Below are 15,886 nucleotides of genomic sequence, written 5' to 3' on the forward strand. Positions count from 1 at the left end.
CGGTAAATTCACCTTCACTTAGCTCATTCGGTACATCCACACTAAAGGTGCCATCGGCTTGCACTTCGGTAGTAATGGTTTGTGGGTTACCAGCTTCATCCGTCACAGTGATCGTAACAACTGTGCCCTCTGGCTCGCCCGTGGCAGACCCTGAAATAGTGGGTGTGGTGTCGTTTGTATCACCCACCGGATCTATTATTACTGTAGGCGCTGCGGTATCTATAACGCCTGTAGTTGTGGCTGAGGCTTCATTTCCAGCTGCATCAGTGGCTGTGGCCGTGATTGTAAACTCCCCCTCAGCAATTGCAGTCGTTGCACCTACTTGCCAAGAACCATCTTCTGCCACAACTGCCGTCAAGGTTTGCGAATCACCATTAGAGTCTGTTACTGATACAGTGATCAAGCTACCTGGCTCTACATCAGTTGTGGTACCACTAAATACAGGTGTTGAATCGTTAGAGTCAGTAAAGTCATTTACACTAATAGTTGGTGCGGTTAAATCTATAGTGCCAGTTTGTGAGTCTTGCGCGCTATTACCAGCACTATCACTTACATTTGCCACCACACTAAACTCACCCTCAGCTAATGCTTGTGGGACATCTATACTCCATGTGCCATCACCATTTATAGCAGTGACAAATTGCTGCTCAGCGCCAGCATCATCAGTCACAATCACTGTAACCACACTACCCGCTGCTAAACCTTGAGTAGAGCCGCTTATAGTAGGCGTTGTATCGTTTGTATCACCAATATTATCTATAGTTACGCTAGGTGCGGTTAAATCTATGGTGCCAGTAACCGTTGCTGTACTGCTATTGCCTGCTTCGTCACTTACACTCGCAGTAACTGTAAAGTCACCTTCGCTAAGCTCATTAAGTATATCGGCGCTATAGTTTCCATCGGCATTAGTAACCGCTGTAATAGTTTGTTGATTACCGTCACTATCTGTTATTAATAAGGTAACCTCAGTACCTTGAGGTACATCTACTACGCTACCTGTCACAGTCGGTGTTGTATCGTTTGTATCTGTAATTGGGTTAATAGTAATTGCAGGATCAGTTAAATCAATTTCCCCTACTTCTGTTGCAGAGGCTGTATTGCCAGCAGCATCGGTTACTGTTGCAACCACCGTAAATTGACCCTCTACCAACTCCTCGGTTGCTTCGATTGACCACGACCCATCAGCATTTGTGGTTACTTGCACAGTTTCTGTTGCGCCATCGCTGCCTGTAAAGGTAACAGTAACAACCGCACCTGCGTCAACATCTTGCGTAGTACCACTAATTGTTGGAGTGGTATCATTAGTATCAATAATAAAATTAATACTTACGGTTAAATCTACATTACCGACCGTACTTGCTTGTGCCTCATTACCCGCATCGTCTATTACGGCTGCAACTACGGTAAAATCCCCTTCAGGCAGAGGCTCTGTAACTTGAGCGCTCCAAGAACCATCTTCTTGAGTGACCGCTAAAAGATTAAAAGTACTGCCATCACTTGCGGTAATCGTTAGGGTTATAGTGGTACCAGCAGGCACGTTACCGGTATTACCGCTTAAAAATGGCGTGGTATCGTTTGTATCTGCAATAGAGTCAATTTGAATAGAAATAGGGGCAAATGTAACTTCACCACTTGTTTGCGCGGATGCTTCGTTACCCGCAGGGTCACTCACTGTCGCGGTAACACTAAACTCTCCGCCAGGAATAGCGTTGGGCGATTCAACACTCCACGTGCCATCAGCCTCAAGTGTCGTTGTTAAGGTTTGTATATTACCGTCGCTATCGGTTACTAAAACAGTAATTACAGAGCCCTCTGGTGCCCCTTCAACACGGCCTACAAAAGTAGGGGTTGTGTCATTAGTGTCTGCAATGGCCGTAACCGTTATCTCAGGGCTAGTTAAATCAACTAACCCTTGCTCTACAGCTTGTGCTTCATTACCTGCAGTGTCGGTCACGGTTGCATTAACTTCAAACTCACCTTGTGCTAAAGGTGTAGAAACACTTACAGACCAGCTGCCATCATCATTTGTTTGCGTTAACAGCGTTTGAACTTGCCCATTAATATCAGTAATAACCACGGTAATTACCGAGCCTGCTGGCACATCTTGCGCAGAGCCAGTAATAATAGGGGTTGTATCTTGCGTATCGGCAATCGCATTAATTTCTACAATTGGCGCCGTTAAGTCAATAACTCCAGCATCACTTGCAAGTGCTTGGTTGCCTACGCTATCACTCACCTGCGCATCAACAGTAAAATCACCTTCTGGTAGTGCCACAACCACATCAACAGCCCAGCTACCATCTTCACCGGTAATGGCTGTTAAAAGCTGCACTTCGCCTGCACTGTCGGTTACTGTGATTGTTACTTCAGTACCTTGTGGCACACCGGTTGTAGTACCAGTTAATGGTGGCGTAGCATTATTAGTTTCACCCGCTACTGTAACTGTAATTTCTGGAGCGGTTAAATCAATACTCGCAACAGCTTGGTCAATTGCTTGGTTACCAGCGGCATCAACTGCTATTGCGTTAACATTAAACTCCCCTTCTGCTAAAGGCGATGTAGTGGTAATACTCCAATTACCTTGTGCATCAACTTGTGTAACAATTGTTTGTTGTGTGCCTGTACTATCGGTAAGAGTTACAGAGACGTTGTCGCCAGTATTCAAACCCGCTACCGAACCCGTAACCGTTACTGTCTGAGATGCAGAGTCTGCAACTGGGTCAATATTAATCACAGGCGCTGTGGTGTCTATTTCAATAGAAATAGCATCGTTAAACGCATTACCATCTGGGTCGGTGGCTTCTACAACTACGCTCACGGGTCCATCGGCTATCGGGTTAGGTAGTGTAATTTCAAACGTGCCATCTGGGCCAATAACCGCGCTTACTACTTGAGAGTTACCATTTTCATCTGTCACAGTAATATTTACTGTTTCACCCACTAAGTTTTCACTTGTACCACTAATTGTTGGTTGAGATGAATTAGTTAAACCTACTTCATTTAATGATATAGACGCAGTGCCATCATCAGGAACTACCCCATCAGAGGTGTCGCGAATATTTAGCGCCTCTGTAGAATCAGGATCAAAGCTTGAATCAAATGCAACGCTATTAGGGTTAACCCCCTCCGCAATACGTGTAAGCTGAACAAATGAGCTTCCTCCACCAGAGCCCGCACCACCAGCACCACCTGCGGCTGTTGCTTCTAAATTATCTAAAATATCACCATCGCCCTCTAAGGCATCTAAAAAGTCAGTAACATCAGAATTAGCCGCCGTTTGGCCATCGTTATTATCAGTTTGTTCTAAGCTTGCAATGGCCGCATCTAGACTTTCGTCAAACACGGTGGTTTCGCTGCTATCGCGGGTTTCTTGTGCTAATAAATCAGGGGTGATCTTTACGTTTTGATTAGCAGGAATCGACAGTGTTTCTCCTTGCACATCAATTGTTAGCGATGAATTATCGGCGGTAACCACTAAATCGCCCACAGTAATAGTATCGCCCACTTCAAGTGGCTTAATTGTGCCATCTTCTAAAACAACACCAGCAGACCCTTTTAAGTCTATTACTAATAATTGATTAGATTCCATTTTACTTACCTCAAACATAAGAATTAAAAACTATTAATTAAAATGTAGAACAGCAAAACGCATTAGATACTGTACTCAAGTACAGTTTTTGAAAAAACATTAAAAATAAAAAAGTGGTAGATAATAAATTTTATGCTAGCCAAAACGATTATTTGCGAAATATGCATTTATTGACTAAACCATATGGTAGGTATTGATAGCCCAAGTAACCCTAAGAGGAAGAAATGATTACAAAAAATACTTTACTAAAGCAAAAAGGAAAGCTGCTTATAGGTTTAACGCTAAGTGCGCTTGGCGCAACTAACGTGGTAAAAGCCGATGACAGCTCTGTGGCACCGCTTACATACGTCACCAGTAAAGCAATTGAAAATAATCCAGAGGTACAACAAGCATGGCATACATTTAAATCCTCAATTTATGGCGTAGATGCAGCCCGCTCAGGCTACTTACCTAGCGTTGATGTATCTGCCAGCGCAGGTTATGAGCGCCGAAACTACGGGTATTGAAGACGAATACAACCGCAACACTGCAGAGCTTAGTGTTACTCAAATGCTTTACGACGGATTTAGAACATCTAACACCGTTGAAAGGTTTGAGCGTATTCAGCTCATTCGGTATTTTGAATTACTCTCACAAACAGAGCAAACTGCATTAGATGCATCTATTGCATTTTTAGATGTGCAAAAATTTAAAGAACTTGTGACACTCGCTGAAGAAAACCTGCAAGAACACGAGTCTGTATACCAACAAATTGAACAAAGTGTAGGAGCCGGTGTTGCCCGAGCAGCAGATCTAGAGCAAATTAGCGGGCGCTTATCGCTAGCGCAATCTAATGTGCTAACCGAGTACGCTAACCTGCACGATGTAACTGCGCGTTATTTAAGAGTTGTTGGCGAGCTACCCGTTAATGATATAAAACAAGCCAAATTAGATGAGCAAAACGTGCCCATTTCTATTAACCAAGCGCTTGATATAGCCTATAAAAACAGCCCTGCTTTTTACGCATCGCTTTATAATATAGAGGCGCAAGAAGCCAATGCTCAGGCACAAAAGGCTGCGTTTCATCCAAACGTAGACTTATCTGCCCGTTACGGCACACAAGACAGAGACGAGCTAGGTTTAAACGAAACAAGAACCGAAGCACGGGTAGGTATAGACATAACCTATAACCTTTACAACGGGGGCCTAGATAGCGCCAACCTTGAACAAGCATACCAAGATGTAAATATTGCCAAGTATCAACGCGATCAAGCTTGTGTTGATATTCGTCAAAGCCTACAAATTGCCTATCATAATGTGAACAATATAGAGCAAAAGCTACCCACGCTTGAAAGCTATAAAAACTCGTCAAACAGAGTAAAAATAGCCTACCGAGACCAATTTGATATTGGCCAACGGACCCTGCTTGATGTACTTGACGCTGAAAACGAAGCGTTTCAATCTAACCGCTCGTACATTGTTGCTCAATACGATAGACAAACAGCCATTTTAACTATGCTTAACGAAATGGGTAAACTATTGCCAGCTCTAAATGTTATGTCTGACAAGTACCCAACATTAACAGAGTTAACAGATGACCCAATCGTGCATAACGCACAAAATATATGCCCAAGTTACGATGTAGCTGCCACCTTTAAACGCAAAGCTTTTTTACAAAAAAAAGCCAAGCAAGATAACGCCTACATGAGCGTTACAGCAATGCCTAGGTATTTAGAAATGCCACCAGAGACCCCTAGCGCATCGAGTTTTGCAGATGACGATAACGACGGCGTACCTAACGAGCAAGACACCTGCCCAAGCACCCCAGCGGGAACAAATGTAGACCTGTCTGGGTGTACTTTGTATGACCAAGCGACCGACTCAGTTGAAATAGGCATTCCCTTTTCAGCCGACTCAAGCCAAGTGCGCCCAGAGTACTTGCAAGAGGTAGAAAAGCTCGCGGAGTTTTTAAAAAATAACCCTGACAAAAAGGTAGAGATCCAAGGTCACGCCTCATTAGATGGCGATAGAACATACAACCGCAAACTTTCAGAGCAACGCGCCTTTGCCGTAGCACAATTACTTATTGAGCAATTTGGTATAGCACCAAATCGTGTTCAATCATTTGGTTATGGTATTGATCAGCCACGCGTTAATGAAATTTCGGTACGTGCTAATGCGGCAAACCGCCGTATTGAGGCGGTTATTACCGATAGTTAAGAGGTGCTTAAAACAAATAAATTTAGAATGTTTTACATAACATTGGATGGTATATGGAATTAAATGATGTACTTGATCATGGCGGCGCACTGGTAAATTGCCTTGCAGTATTGTGCCGCTTTCATGATAAAGATTTTTCAAGGGAGGCCTTATTAAATGGCCTCCCACTAACAGATGGAAACTTAACGCCCTCAGGATTTGCACGTGCTGCAAAACGTGTGGGCTTTAAATCAAAAGTTGTAAATAAGCCTCTTAATCAAATTAATACTGCTTTATTACCCGCTATTATTATTTTAAATAATAACCAAGCGTGCGTGGTAACCGCTATTGATAACCAAAAACAAACAGCGCAAGTTACTTACCCCGAGCTAACCGAGTCTGTTGTAGAAGAAGACCTAGAACAGTTAATTGAAAAATCAACAGGTTTAATTATTTATGCTCATCCAGAGTTTATGTTTGATGAGCGCTCCCCGGTGCTTGAAAAGCTCTCTAAAGACGGCTGGTTTTGGGGCGTAATAAAAGAATGCCGCGCACTGTACAAAGACGTCATAATCTCCGCCATTGCATTAGGCGTTTTGTCTGTTGCCATGCCTTTATTTGTAATGAATGTATATGACCGCGTAGTTCCTAACCATGCAACAGAAACCCTCTGGGTTTTAGCCATCGGTATTTTAATAGCCCTGACCGCCGACTTTCTACTGCGCTTAGTACGCAGCTACTTTGTAGAGCTTGCGGCAAGTCGTATAGATGTAAAAGTGTCTGCGGTTATTATGGAGCGCGTACTTGGTATGAAGCTTAAAAATAGGCCCTCATCAGCGGGGTCATTTGCGAGTAACATACAATCGTTTGAAGCCGTACGTAACTTTTTTAGCTCAATAACCTTGGTCGCGCTGGTTGATTTACCCTTTGTTGCTATATACCTAATTGTTATTGCAATAATAGGTGTACCGCTAAGCCTACCCATTATCGCAGGTGCCCTAATACTTTTAAGTTATGGCATAGCAGCCCACAGAAAACTTGAAGCGCTGTCAGAGCAAACCATGAAAGCAAGCTCAATGCGCAACTCCATACTTGTAGAAAGCTTAACCAACATTGAAGATGTAAAAAGTTTTCACAGCGAGTGCAAAACCCAATCAGCATGGGAAAAATCAACTATTTATATTGCTCAGGTTAATGCGCAAAGTCGCTTAATCTCAAGTTCAATCTCTAATAGTGCAGCGTGGATACAACAATGTGTTGGCGTGATCATTATGATCATCGGTGTTCATTTAGTTATTGAAGGCGAGCTCACGCAAGGGGGATTAATAGCCGCTTACTTACTTTCATCACGTGCAATGGGGCCGCTTGGGCAATGCGCCGCCGTACTTGCGCAATATCATCATGCTGCTATTGCTATGCAATCGCTTAACGAAATAATGGAGAAAGACGTTGAGCGCCCGCCAAATAAACATTGGTTAAGCCACCCCGTATTAAACGGCGAAATAGAATTTAAAGACGTATGCTTTAAGTATGAAGACGACGCGGCCGATGCGCTTAGTAATATTAGCTTTAAAATAAAAGCAGGCGAAAAAGTGGCTATTTTGGGGCGCAATGGTTCGGGTAAAAGCACCCTCGAAAAACTTATTTTAGGCCTTTATGACCCAACCGCAGGCTCCGTAATGGTCGATAACAACAATATACAACAAATAGACCCCGCAGAACTTCGTCATAACATAGGGTACGTACCACAAAATATAGCGTTGTTTTTTGGTAGCTTAAAAGACAATCTCACTATTAGCGCATGGCATGCTAAAGATGAGCAAATAATTAGCGCATGCGAAAAAAGCCAGTTATTCGAGTTAATCAACTCTCACCCCGATGGGTTTGACCTACAAGTTGGTGAGCAAGGTCGCTTGCTATCTGGCGGCCAAAAACAAGCAATTGGTATAGCGCGTGCACTTATAAACGACCCCCCTATTATGCTGTTAGATGAGCCTACCTCATCGCTTGATCACAATAGTGAAAATAAAATTATTCAAAATTTAAAAACCGCCACCCAAGACAAAACCTTAATTGTAGTTACTCACCGCTCCTCTTTACTTTCGTTGGTTGATCGCATCATCGTGCTCGATAACGGAAAAATAGTTGCCGATGGGCCTAAACAAAAAGTAATTGCCGCACTGAATAATCAAACAGTGGAGCAAGCATCATGAGCGACAATAAAAAGCCACTAGAGCAGCGCTCTTTTGAATCGGTAAGTAAAGCGATAGAAGCACGTAAAAAAGGTAAGCCTTCGATCTTTAATCGCTTATTTAAAGGCTGGCTTTCGCCTCCTGAATCACAAGATTGGGTAGTCGATGCGCAGTGGGAAAAAATGCAGCAAGAGCCTGCCAGCGCACGTTTTTTGTTATACCTCATTTGCATTGCATTTATTTTGCTTACAATTTGGGCAGGCTTTGCGCCACTCGATGAGGTAGCTCGTGGTGAAGGACGCGTTATCCCATCAAATAAATTACAGTTAGTGCAATCTTATGATGGCGGTATGGTAGAAAAAATAAACATTCGAGAAGGGCAAATTGTTGAAGAAGGTGACGTATTAATAAAAATCGACCCTACTCGTTTTATTTCAAGCTTTAGAGAAAACCAATCTAAAGTGCAATCACTCACTGCAAAAGTAGCCAGATTACAAGCCCTTACCAGAAAAGAAGATCTCGTTTTTCCTGATGAGCTTGTTAAGCAAGTACCCGAGGCGGTCGCTCATGAGCGCTCAATATATTTAAGTAATCGCCAAGAATTAGAGCAGCAAGTGGCAATTCATAAACGCCAGCTAGAACAACGCAGACAAGATCACATTGAAGCAAAAGCCGCTTTGCAACAACACACTAGCGCTCTAAGGCTAAGTAATCGTGAGCTGCAAGTAACACGCCCACTGTTAAGAACCGGTGCTGTATCTGATATCGACATCATTAGGTTAGAGCGTGAAATAGTTGATTTAAACGGCGAAATAAACCGCACTAAAGCCGTTATTAACCGGAGTTTATCGGCTATCAACGAAGCTAAAAACAAAGTAACAGAAGTGGAACTTGCTATGATCAACCGCTGGAACAACGAGCTTTCGGAAGCATTGCTGCGTTTAGAGTCGATAAAAGAAACCGAATCAGGGCTTGCCGATAAAGTGGCCCAAACTGAGATCAAATCACCGGTTAAAGGCACGGTACAACGTTTATTGGTTAATACCGTAGGCGGCATTTTACAACCCGGCAGTGACGTTTTAGAAATAGTCCCTTTAGACGATCAACTTATTGTTGAGGCTAAAATACCGCCGAAAGATATTGCCTTTTTACGCCCTGGGCAGCCCGCCATGATTAAATTTAGCGCCTATGATTTTGCAGTATACGGCGGACTAGAAGCCGAGGTACTGCATATAAGTGCAGATACAATTACCGACGACAGAGAAAATACTTTTTATTTAGTGCAATTAAAAACCACTAAAAATAACTTTTCAGAAGAGTTGACTATAATTCCAGGAATGACCACACAAGTGGATATTATTACTGGTAAAAAAACCGTCTTGGAATATTTACTTAAACCCGTACTCAGAGCTACATCGCAAGCAATGACAGAACGCTAAACTGAATTTATTGGAGTAAATTAATGCGTCAAAGTATATTTATTACACAACCCGAACTTGAATCGAGCCACTGGCGAAGTGCGTTTGCAGGTTGTGTAATATGCACCAAAGAACCAAAACAAATTAATACATCAAGTATTATATGGGTTCTAGCGGGCACTTCGGGATGGCTTGAACTGGTAAAAAAATATGCCCACAAACGCTTGCCAGTTATTGTAATGACCACAAATCTAGAAATAGAGGAACTTAGAGCAGCCCTGCAAGCGGGCGCAAGAGGCTATGTAGAAGCACTTGCATCTAAAGTAATATTACAACAAGTACTTGAGACTATTTGCTCAGGCGGTCTGTGGTTACCTGGGCAATTGCTTTCTAATATTGTTGGGGCACTAAGCCAGCAGCAAATAAATTACACCCAAGCCTGCGATATTCAAAGCTTAACTAAACGCGAACGCCAAGTTGTTGATATAGTTATAACAGGGGCAACCAATAAACAAGCCGCTGAGTCACTTAATATTACAGAGCGGACAATTAAAGAGCACATGAGCTCAATTTTCACTAAGTTAAAAGTGCGCGACCGTATACAACTTATGTTAGCCGTTAAAGGTAACTAGCTTAAGCTGGAATAATAAAACCTTCGCCAGTTATAGTTAAACTTACTAAACAACGGCTTATAGGTTAAATACTGAATTGCATTTACCTATTCGCCGCCATTATTAAACCACTCCCCTTTAATTAAAGAGTCGCTTTACGACTCTTTAATAACTCCATCAAAGCCAAGATTAACCAGTGTATCTATATCGTCTTGACTTGTTACGCCCTGCGCGACCACTTTAATACCAATAGAATGTGCTAATGTGCAAACACCGCGTAAGAAGGTTTGATTGTCTTGGCTGTAACTAATGTTATGCGCGTAAATGCTGTCTATTTTAAGCATTTCTAAGCCAAATTCTTGAATGTTCTTAATCTTAGTAAATTCAGGCCCCACACGTTTAAGTGCCACTTTAGCGCCCATACAACGCACCTGCTCACAAAACTCCTTAAATATATCTTTTTCGTTTACGACAATGTTTTCGCGTATATCAAAACATATATTTTTTGCCAAATCAGGAAAGGCTGACACATAGGTTAATACCGAGGCAAGCGCGGTATCATCCATTAATGTTTGCGCCGAAAGCTCTACAGCAATCAATTCATTTGGCGGCGCTTCACCGTACTGTTTAACAATTTGCTTGATTAAACTCCAATCCAAACGCGCTAATAGGTTTAAGCGATTAGCCCATTGATAGTAGTAGCTGGATTTATAATGTTGGCCGCCAAATTCTAAACTTAAACTAAGCTGATGCTGCAACAAGGTGTCGTTAAAACCCATAACCTCTAAACAATTTAACTGTATAGTTTTTTGCTCAAGTGCATCCTCAATAGCCTTTTGCCAGCCAGTTGAGTCATCAAAAATTTCACTCTTTTGTTTATTATCAATGACTTTTGCTTGCACCCCAGGTTTGTTACCTGCTGTTTTTAATAAACCATCTACACGGCGTAATAAATCAAATCGGGTGTCGTTTTTCTCAATGTAGGTACAACTGTGTACAATGGCCAAATCAATATTTTTGTATTCATCAACAATCGATTTATGCAATGCGGTTATTTGCTCGCTAAGCGCTTGAATATCATCAGTATCGCTAAACAACACAGTAAAGTCGGTATGTGATATACGCGCAATATAGTTTTCTGAAAAGTGCGCCTGATTCGACTCTAAAAACTGCGTTAACACCTGAGAAAAACGGCGCAAAAAGTTAACCATTTCTACACGGCTAATCGATTCACTTATTTTATCTAAATTAACCACCCTAAATAAAAACAAAGCACCATGGGCATGATCTTTCACTTTTTGTAAATGAGCCTCTAATGTGGCACTAAAATACTCTCGATTGGCAAGCCCTGTTAGCTCATCGTGCTGTGCTTTAAAGCGCAACTCCTCTAAGCGTTTATTATCTTCTTTTATAATGCGGCTAAACCGTGTCGATAATAAATTCATCGACTGCACAAGGCGCGCAAACTCAAAGGTTTTTGGCACTTTTGATTTAATAAAGCGCTTATCGCCAAAGGCGTTAGCTTGGTACACCACATCATCAAGTGGCGTTAAAATTTTACGTAATAAATATGCACTTATGGCACAAGCAAAAAAGGCCACCACTAAAAAGCTAAAAAACAATTTGAGAGCGCTTTCCCACAATGCTTGCTCAGCATATTGGCTGTGGCTTTCAACAAATAAAGTGCCAAATTGCTGCCAACCGTTGTTAACCTGCCCTACACCTGGCTGTACATTAAGCCCATATACCGCTCTAAACCAAGCTGGTGCGGTATTTTCTAACGTGTCGGTAAATACGCGCTTTACAATAACCTCACCATTTGGGTCTTGCAGTTCTATACGTTTGTAGTGGCCGGTATCAAAAGTGGCCGACACTAACAGCTCAAGCTCTACAGGGTCTTTTTCAAGCTGACTAATCATCAGCGCTAAAGAGCTAGCATTATCAACATTTTTTAAATACAGCTGCGTAGAAAAATAGTTTCTAGCAGAGTTAGTACTTATTAACACGCTACTTATAAAGCCAACAAAAATCACCACCAGCAAAGTGATCCACAGCTCTTGCCTAAGAGTGATTTTTCTTTTTTTGAAAAACTTAAATAAGGAAAATGACGCCATTACCACATAACCCCTTCTTGTGATGTCTGCTCCAAAATTTTACGCCAACGCGATAGCCTTGCTGTCGGGCTGGCTACACTTTTAGTCGAGTTATTTGCCCATAAACCTTGGCTGTTAAAACTAAATACCGGGCTTAAATCAACGCGTTTTGCTGCAGGTAACACTTTTGTTATTAAACTATCTAAAATAAGCGGCTGAGCATTAGGCGTAGCAAAGTAGCCTAATACCATGTGTGCTTGTGTTTTGTTTGTACCAGCAAGCTTAGCTTTTACATATATAAGCCTAAGCTTGTCGTCGCTTACGCCTAAGGCGCGTAAACTAATGTATTTAGCAATGGCATAATCTTCACAATCACCTAAACCACGGCCAAGAGTTTCTAATGGCGTAGCCCAATAGTCGTTTTGCTTCCAAAGCTGTATATCGGTTTGGTATCGAAGATTGCGTGCAAAAAAGTCGTTAACAATTAAAATTTGTTGTTGTTCTGGTTTATTTTGGGTGCGCACCAGCATAGTTTGCCAATTACGCGCTACAGTGACTCGCGCAGGGCCATATTTTTGCCCCATTAATTCTATAAAGGTATTAAATTGAATAGTTAAACGGCTCGCAAACACGCCGCTTGAAAGTAAAAAAAATAGCAGTAAATAGCGCAAATTGCTTTTGCACCAAAAAAATAGCTTATTTGAGGAAAGAGTGAGCCTAAGTGTCATTCACAGCCCAAAAAAAGAAAAATTAAAAACATATACCAAACGCTACACTACTTGTTCAAATATTATTCGTAACAACAGCATAGCACTCAATATAAAAGGATGAGATATTTTGTATGTGTTTTTTTACTAGATTTAAATTTTAACTCGGTCATTTCAACTTTGCTTAATACATTAACTAACGTTTTGAATCATCGTTGTATTTAAAGCTGATTTATCAAACCCTAGATTTACAGAAAAACGCTCCAAACTCTCCCGTAAATAGCAAAGTTATGTATTGCTGTACGAGTATATTCCACGCGCACGCGCTTAACGCTAAAACCAGCTGCTAAAATAGCAGCTTAATATAGCTTTACTATTTAAAGTACTGGCCAGTTACTTAGTAGTAGGTCACTTTTTTAACTTCACGCGGCTTAATTTCACCTATGTATAAGTCGTGCACGCGCTTCATGTTTAGCTCAAGCTCGGTAACGTATACATCGTCAACTGAGTAAGTTTTAATAATTTGCGCACCTTTAATTATGCCCTGCACTTTACTTTCCATGTAATCGTTTTGAGCAATAGCTCCTGCTACAGACGTGCCCGCTGTAATTTTTTGGCCATAAACTTGCTCTGTCAGTTCACGGTACGCCTCAAGCTTAGAGGCCTTAATTGCCATTAATTGCTTTTGTGATTTATTAGCCCCTTGCTGCAAGCTAATAGGCGCATAACCAACCGCTTTAAGTATGGGATAATTATTTGGCTCTACATATTTGTACTCAACATGTTTATCAAACACGTTGCTGCAACCGGCAAGACCAAGGCCTGCTAAAGTAAGTAATATAATTGCACGCATTTATTTGCACCCTTTAAACTAATTGCGCAAATAAATGCAGGTTTAATGCCATTTGTTATAAAGTCCTCATATTGGTGCAGTCCTTGCTTAGCTAAAGCGTAATTAACTAATTTTATGTGGAGTACCAGTATGAACACGTTTTTATCATCACTATTTGCAGGTGTTACTAGCGCTGCATTATTAACGTTTTCTGCCAGTACTTACGCACAATGGTTTGAATCTACCGGCCATGCACAAATCCAAAATGGCGACATAAGCAGTGCTAAATCGGCCGCGATTAAAGATGCAATTACACAAGCATTAGTGTTTTCTGGCGCCCGGGTTAGCTCTGTACAAACCTTGGTAGATGGCGTGCTAACGCAAGATCAGCTAAAAATTAGTAGCCACGGCGAAATACAAAAAATAGAGCTGGTGAGCGAGCAACGCCAAAATCAACAATTTGCCATTACGCTTAGGCTTGATGTATTTGCCCAAACAGAGCAATGCCCACAAAGTAACTTTAATAAATTTGTTGCTGTAACCCAAAGCCAGCTTGTTCATCGTGAACATGCCTTAATGGGTCAAATATTTGACGTAAATAAAGCCATTAGTAAAAAGTTATTTAGCGCTTTGCAAAGCACAAAAATGAGCGCCCTGCCCGTTGCTTACTACAATAAAGCAATTAATGTAGACAATTACTTTAATCAGCAGCACGACTACTCAAATGCACAGCTAGAAGAGCTTTCAGCCAGAAGCAACGCGCAATATGTTTTATTAAGCCAAATAATCAATTTAGCGCCAAGCGATAAACTCAATAACGACTACGCCTTTTGGCAAGACGAAACCTACCAGCGCAGCTACGCTATTGAGTTTATGTTGTTTGATGGCACCACGTACGAACAATTATGGCAAAACAGCTATCATACCCAAGCTGTATGGCCATTTGAAAAAACAGCCATAGTTGATGTAAATAGTGATAGGTTTTGGCAATCACCTTTTGGGCAAAGTATTAGCGATATAAATCAAACGGTCAGTTACGATATACAAGCGGCTATGGCGTGTTTTCCTACTAAAGGAAAAATAATGCACATGGAAAACAATAAATTGGTGATAAACCTAGGCAAAGATCATGGCCTTAAAAAAGGCCAGCTATTAAGCATTGCGCACCATAACTACTTAACTGATGCACAAGGCAATACTATGCCGCATACCATTACCACGCTTAACACCATTGTGGTTGAGCAACTTTATAAACAAAGCGCCATTGCTGTAAGCCTTAACGATAAGCCTTTGCCTGGGGTACAAATAAACGATGTGGTAGAGGTTGCAAGCCAAGAACGCTAAATAAGCGCCCGCTTTAAATTTGGGTGCTCTGCCAACCACTGGGCTAATTGCTCAACGCCCGCCAAACGCGGGTAGTGTTTTCTGCAAGCAAATACCACATTACGTTGCTGATTAGGAAAAATAGCTAAATAATCAATCCCTACACGCTGTGTACACGCAAGCTTGGGCACAAATGTCACCCCGTCATCTATCGCCACCAACGCCAATAAAGTTTCTAAACTATTGCCCTGATATTGGTTTGATACATCCACTCCCGCAGCAAAACAAAACTTTTGGGCTTGATCTTTAAAGCAATGGCCATCACTTAACATTAATAGGCTACAACTTTGTAAATCGCTTAGCGCTACTTTTTTACGCTTAGATAACGGGTTATCGGTTGAAACAGCAACCATAAAGTCTTCTTTGTACACGTTAACCGTATGGTAGTTTTTAAGCTCGGGAACATCGGCCAAAATTGCAAAGTCGAGCTCGCCGTTATCAAGCGCCTCTAGCATAGTCGCTGTTTGCATTTCTATAAACGAAAAGTGGCTCTCGCTAAACGCCGCTTTCATAGAGGTCAGTAAAGCGCTGAGTAAGTACGGCGCAATAGTAGGAATAATACCAATTCTTAGCTTACCTTGTAGCGGCCCGTTTGAAGTAGCCGCCAGCTCTTTTAAGATTTCTGTTTGCTCTAAAATAACGTTTATTTGTGTCAACAAACGTTCACCTTGCGCTGTTAATGTAACTTGCTTAGTTGAGCGGTCAAATAAAACAACATTAAGCTCTTGCTCAAGCTTTTTTACTTGCCCACTTAGCGTAGGCTGGCTAACAAAACAAGCATCGGCCGCTTTGCGAAAATGCTTGTGGTGCGCTATTGCTTTTACATACTCTAAATCTTTTAAGTTCAAATTCATCTCCACCTGATAGGCTATACCTATTAGTT

The 15,886-nt window shown here is 41.6% G+C and carries 11 protein-coding genes; 6 read left to right on the top strand and 5 right to left on the bottom strand.

Translation table 11 applies throughout. From position 1 onward, the window contains the following. The coding region (locus MTN96_RS11075; protein WP_248531572.1) for a retention module-containing protein at positions 1–3,589 on the bottom strand (3,589 nt) is incomplete at its 3' end. A 224-nt stretch (positions 3,590–3,813) separates the two neighbouring features. Here MTN96_RS11075 and MTN96_RS37005 point away from each other — a divergent pair. Genes MTN96_RS37005 through MTN96_RS11100 form a run of 5 tightly spaced genes read left to right on the top strand, consistent with a single transcriptional unit; the run spans position 3,814 to position 10,009 of the window. After that, positions 3,814–4,095 carry a TolC family protein gene (locus tag MTN96_RS37005; RefSeq protein WP_282452019.1) on the top strand — a complete coding sequence of 94 codons (282 nt, stop codon included), beginning with the start codon at positions 3,814–3,816 and terminating at the stop codon, positions 4,093–4,095. Next, positions 4,070–5,788 carry a TolC family protein gene (locus MTN96_RS37010; protein WP_282452020.1) on the top strand — a complete coding sequence of 573 codons (1,719 nt, stop codon included), beginning with the start codon at positions 4,070–4,072 and terminating at the stop codon, positions 5,786–5,788. The genes MTN96_RS37005 and MTN96_RS37010 overlap by 26 nt, the downstream gene beginning before the upstream one ends. Positions 5,789–5,841: 53 nt before the next feature. After that, positions 5,842–7,980 (top strand): type I secretion system permease/ATPase, encoded by a 2,139-nt coding sequence (locus tag MTN96_RS11090; protein WP_248531574.1) that lies wholly within the window; start codon positions 5,842–5,844, stop codon positions 7,978–7,980. After that, positions 7,977–9,398, top strand: coding sequence for an HlyD family type I secretion periplasmic adaptor subunit (locus MTN96_RS11095; protein WP_055252885.1), 1,422 nt, complete (start codon positions 7,977–7,979; stop codon positions 9,396–9,398). Before MTN96_RS11090 ends, MTN96_RS11095 begins: the two co-directional genes overlap by 4 nt. Before the next feature lie 23 nt (positions 9,399–9,421). Continuing rightward, a complete protein-coding gene (locus tag MTN96_RS11100) occupies positions 9,422–10,009 on the top strand; it encodes a LuxR C-terminal-related transcriptional regulator (protein ID WP_248531576.1) in 588 nt (195 codons plus the stop codon). A 134-nt stretch (positions 10,010–10,143) separates the two neighbouring features. Here MTN96_RS11100 and MTN96_RS11105 read toward each other — a convergent pair whose 3' ends face one another. The 3 genes from MTN96_RS11105 to MTN96_RS11115 all read right to left on the bottom strand — a co-directional run bounded on the left by MTN96_RS11105 (position 10,144) and on the right by MTN96_RS11115 (position 13,641). Then, positions 10,144–12,102 carry a LapD/MoxY N-terminal periplasmic domain-containing protein gene (locus MTN96_RS11105; RefSeq protein WP_248531577.1) on the bottom strand — a complete coding sequence of 653 codons (1,959 nt, stop codon included), beginning with the start codon at positions 12,100–12,102 and terminating at the stop codon, positions 10,144–10,146. Continuing rightward, on the bottom strand, positions 12,102–12,809 hold the full coding sequence (locus MTN96_RS11110; RefSeq protein ID WP_374275124.1) for a transglutaminase-like cysteine peptidase: 708 nt from the start codon (positions 12,807–12,809) through the stop codon (positions 12,102–12,104). The genes MTN96_RS11105 and MTN96_RS11110 overlap by 1 nt, the downstream gene beginning before the upstream one ends. Positions 12,810–13,185: 376 nt before the next feature. Continuing rightward, positions 13,186–13,641 carry an LPP20 family lipoprotein gene (locus tag MTN96_RS11115; RefSeq protein WP_004589651.1) on the bottom strand — a complete coding sequence of 152 codons (456 nt, stop codon included), beginning with the start codon at positions 13,639–13,641 and terminating at the stop codon, positions 13,186–13,188. A gap of 129 nt (positions 13,642–13,770) precedes the next feature. On the opposite strand from MTN96_RS11115, the gene MTN96_RS11120 reads away from it, so the two are divergent. Then, positions 13,771–14,964 carry a flagellar assembly protein FlgT gene (locus tag MTN96_RS11120; RefSeq protein ID WP_248531579.1) on the top strand — a complete coding sequence of 398 codons (1,194 nt, stop codon included), beginning with the start codon at positions 13,771–13,773 and terminating at the stop codon, positions 14,962–14,964. On the opposite strand, the gene MTN96_RS11125 is transcribed toward MTN96_RS11120, so the two are convergent. Next, a complete protein-coding gene (locus MTN96_RS11125; RefSeq protein WP_171036133.1) occupies positions 14,961–15,851 on the bottom strand; it encodes a LysR substrate-binding domain-containing protein in 891 nt (296 codons plus the stop codon). The genes MTN96_RS11120 and MTN96_RS11125 overlap by 4 nt on opposite strands. Positions 15,852–15,886: the final 35 nt, after the last annotated feature.

The sequence above is a fragment of the Pseudoalteromonas sp. 2CM28B genome, assembly GCF_023161935.1.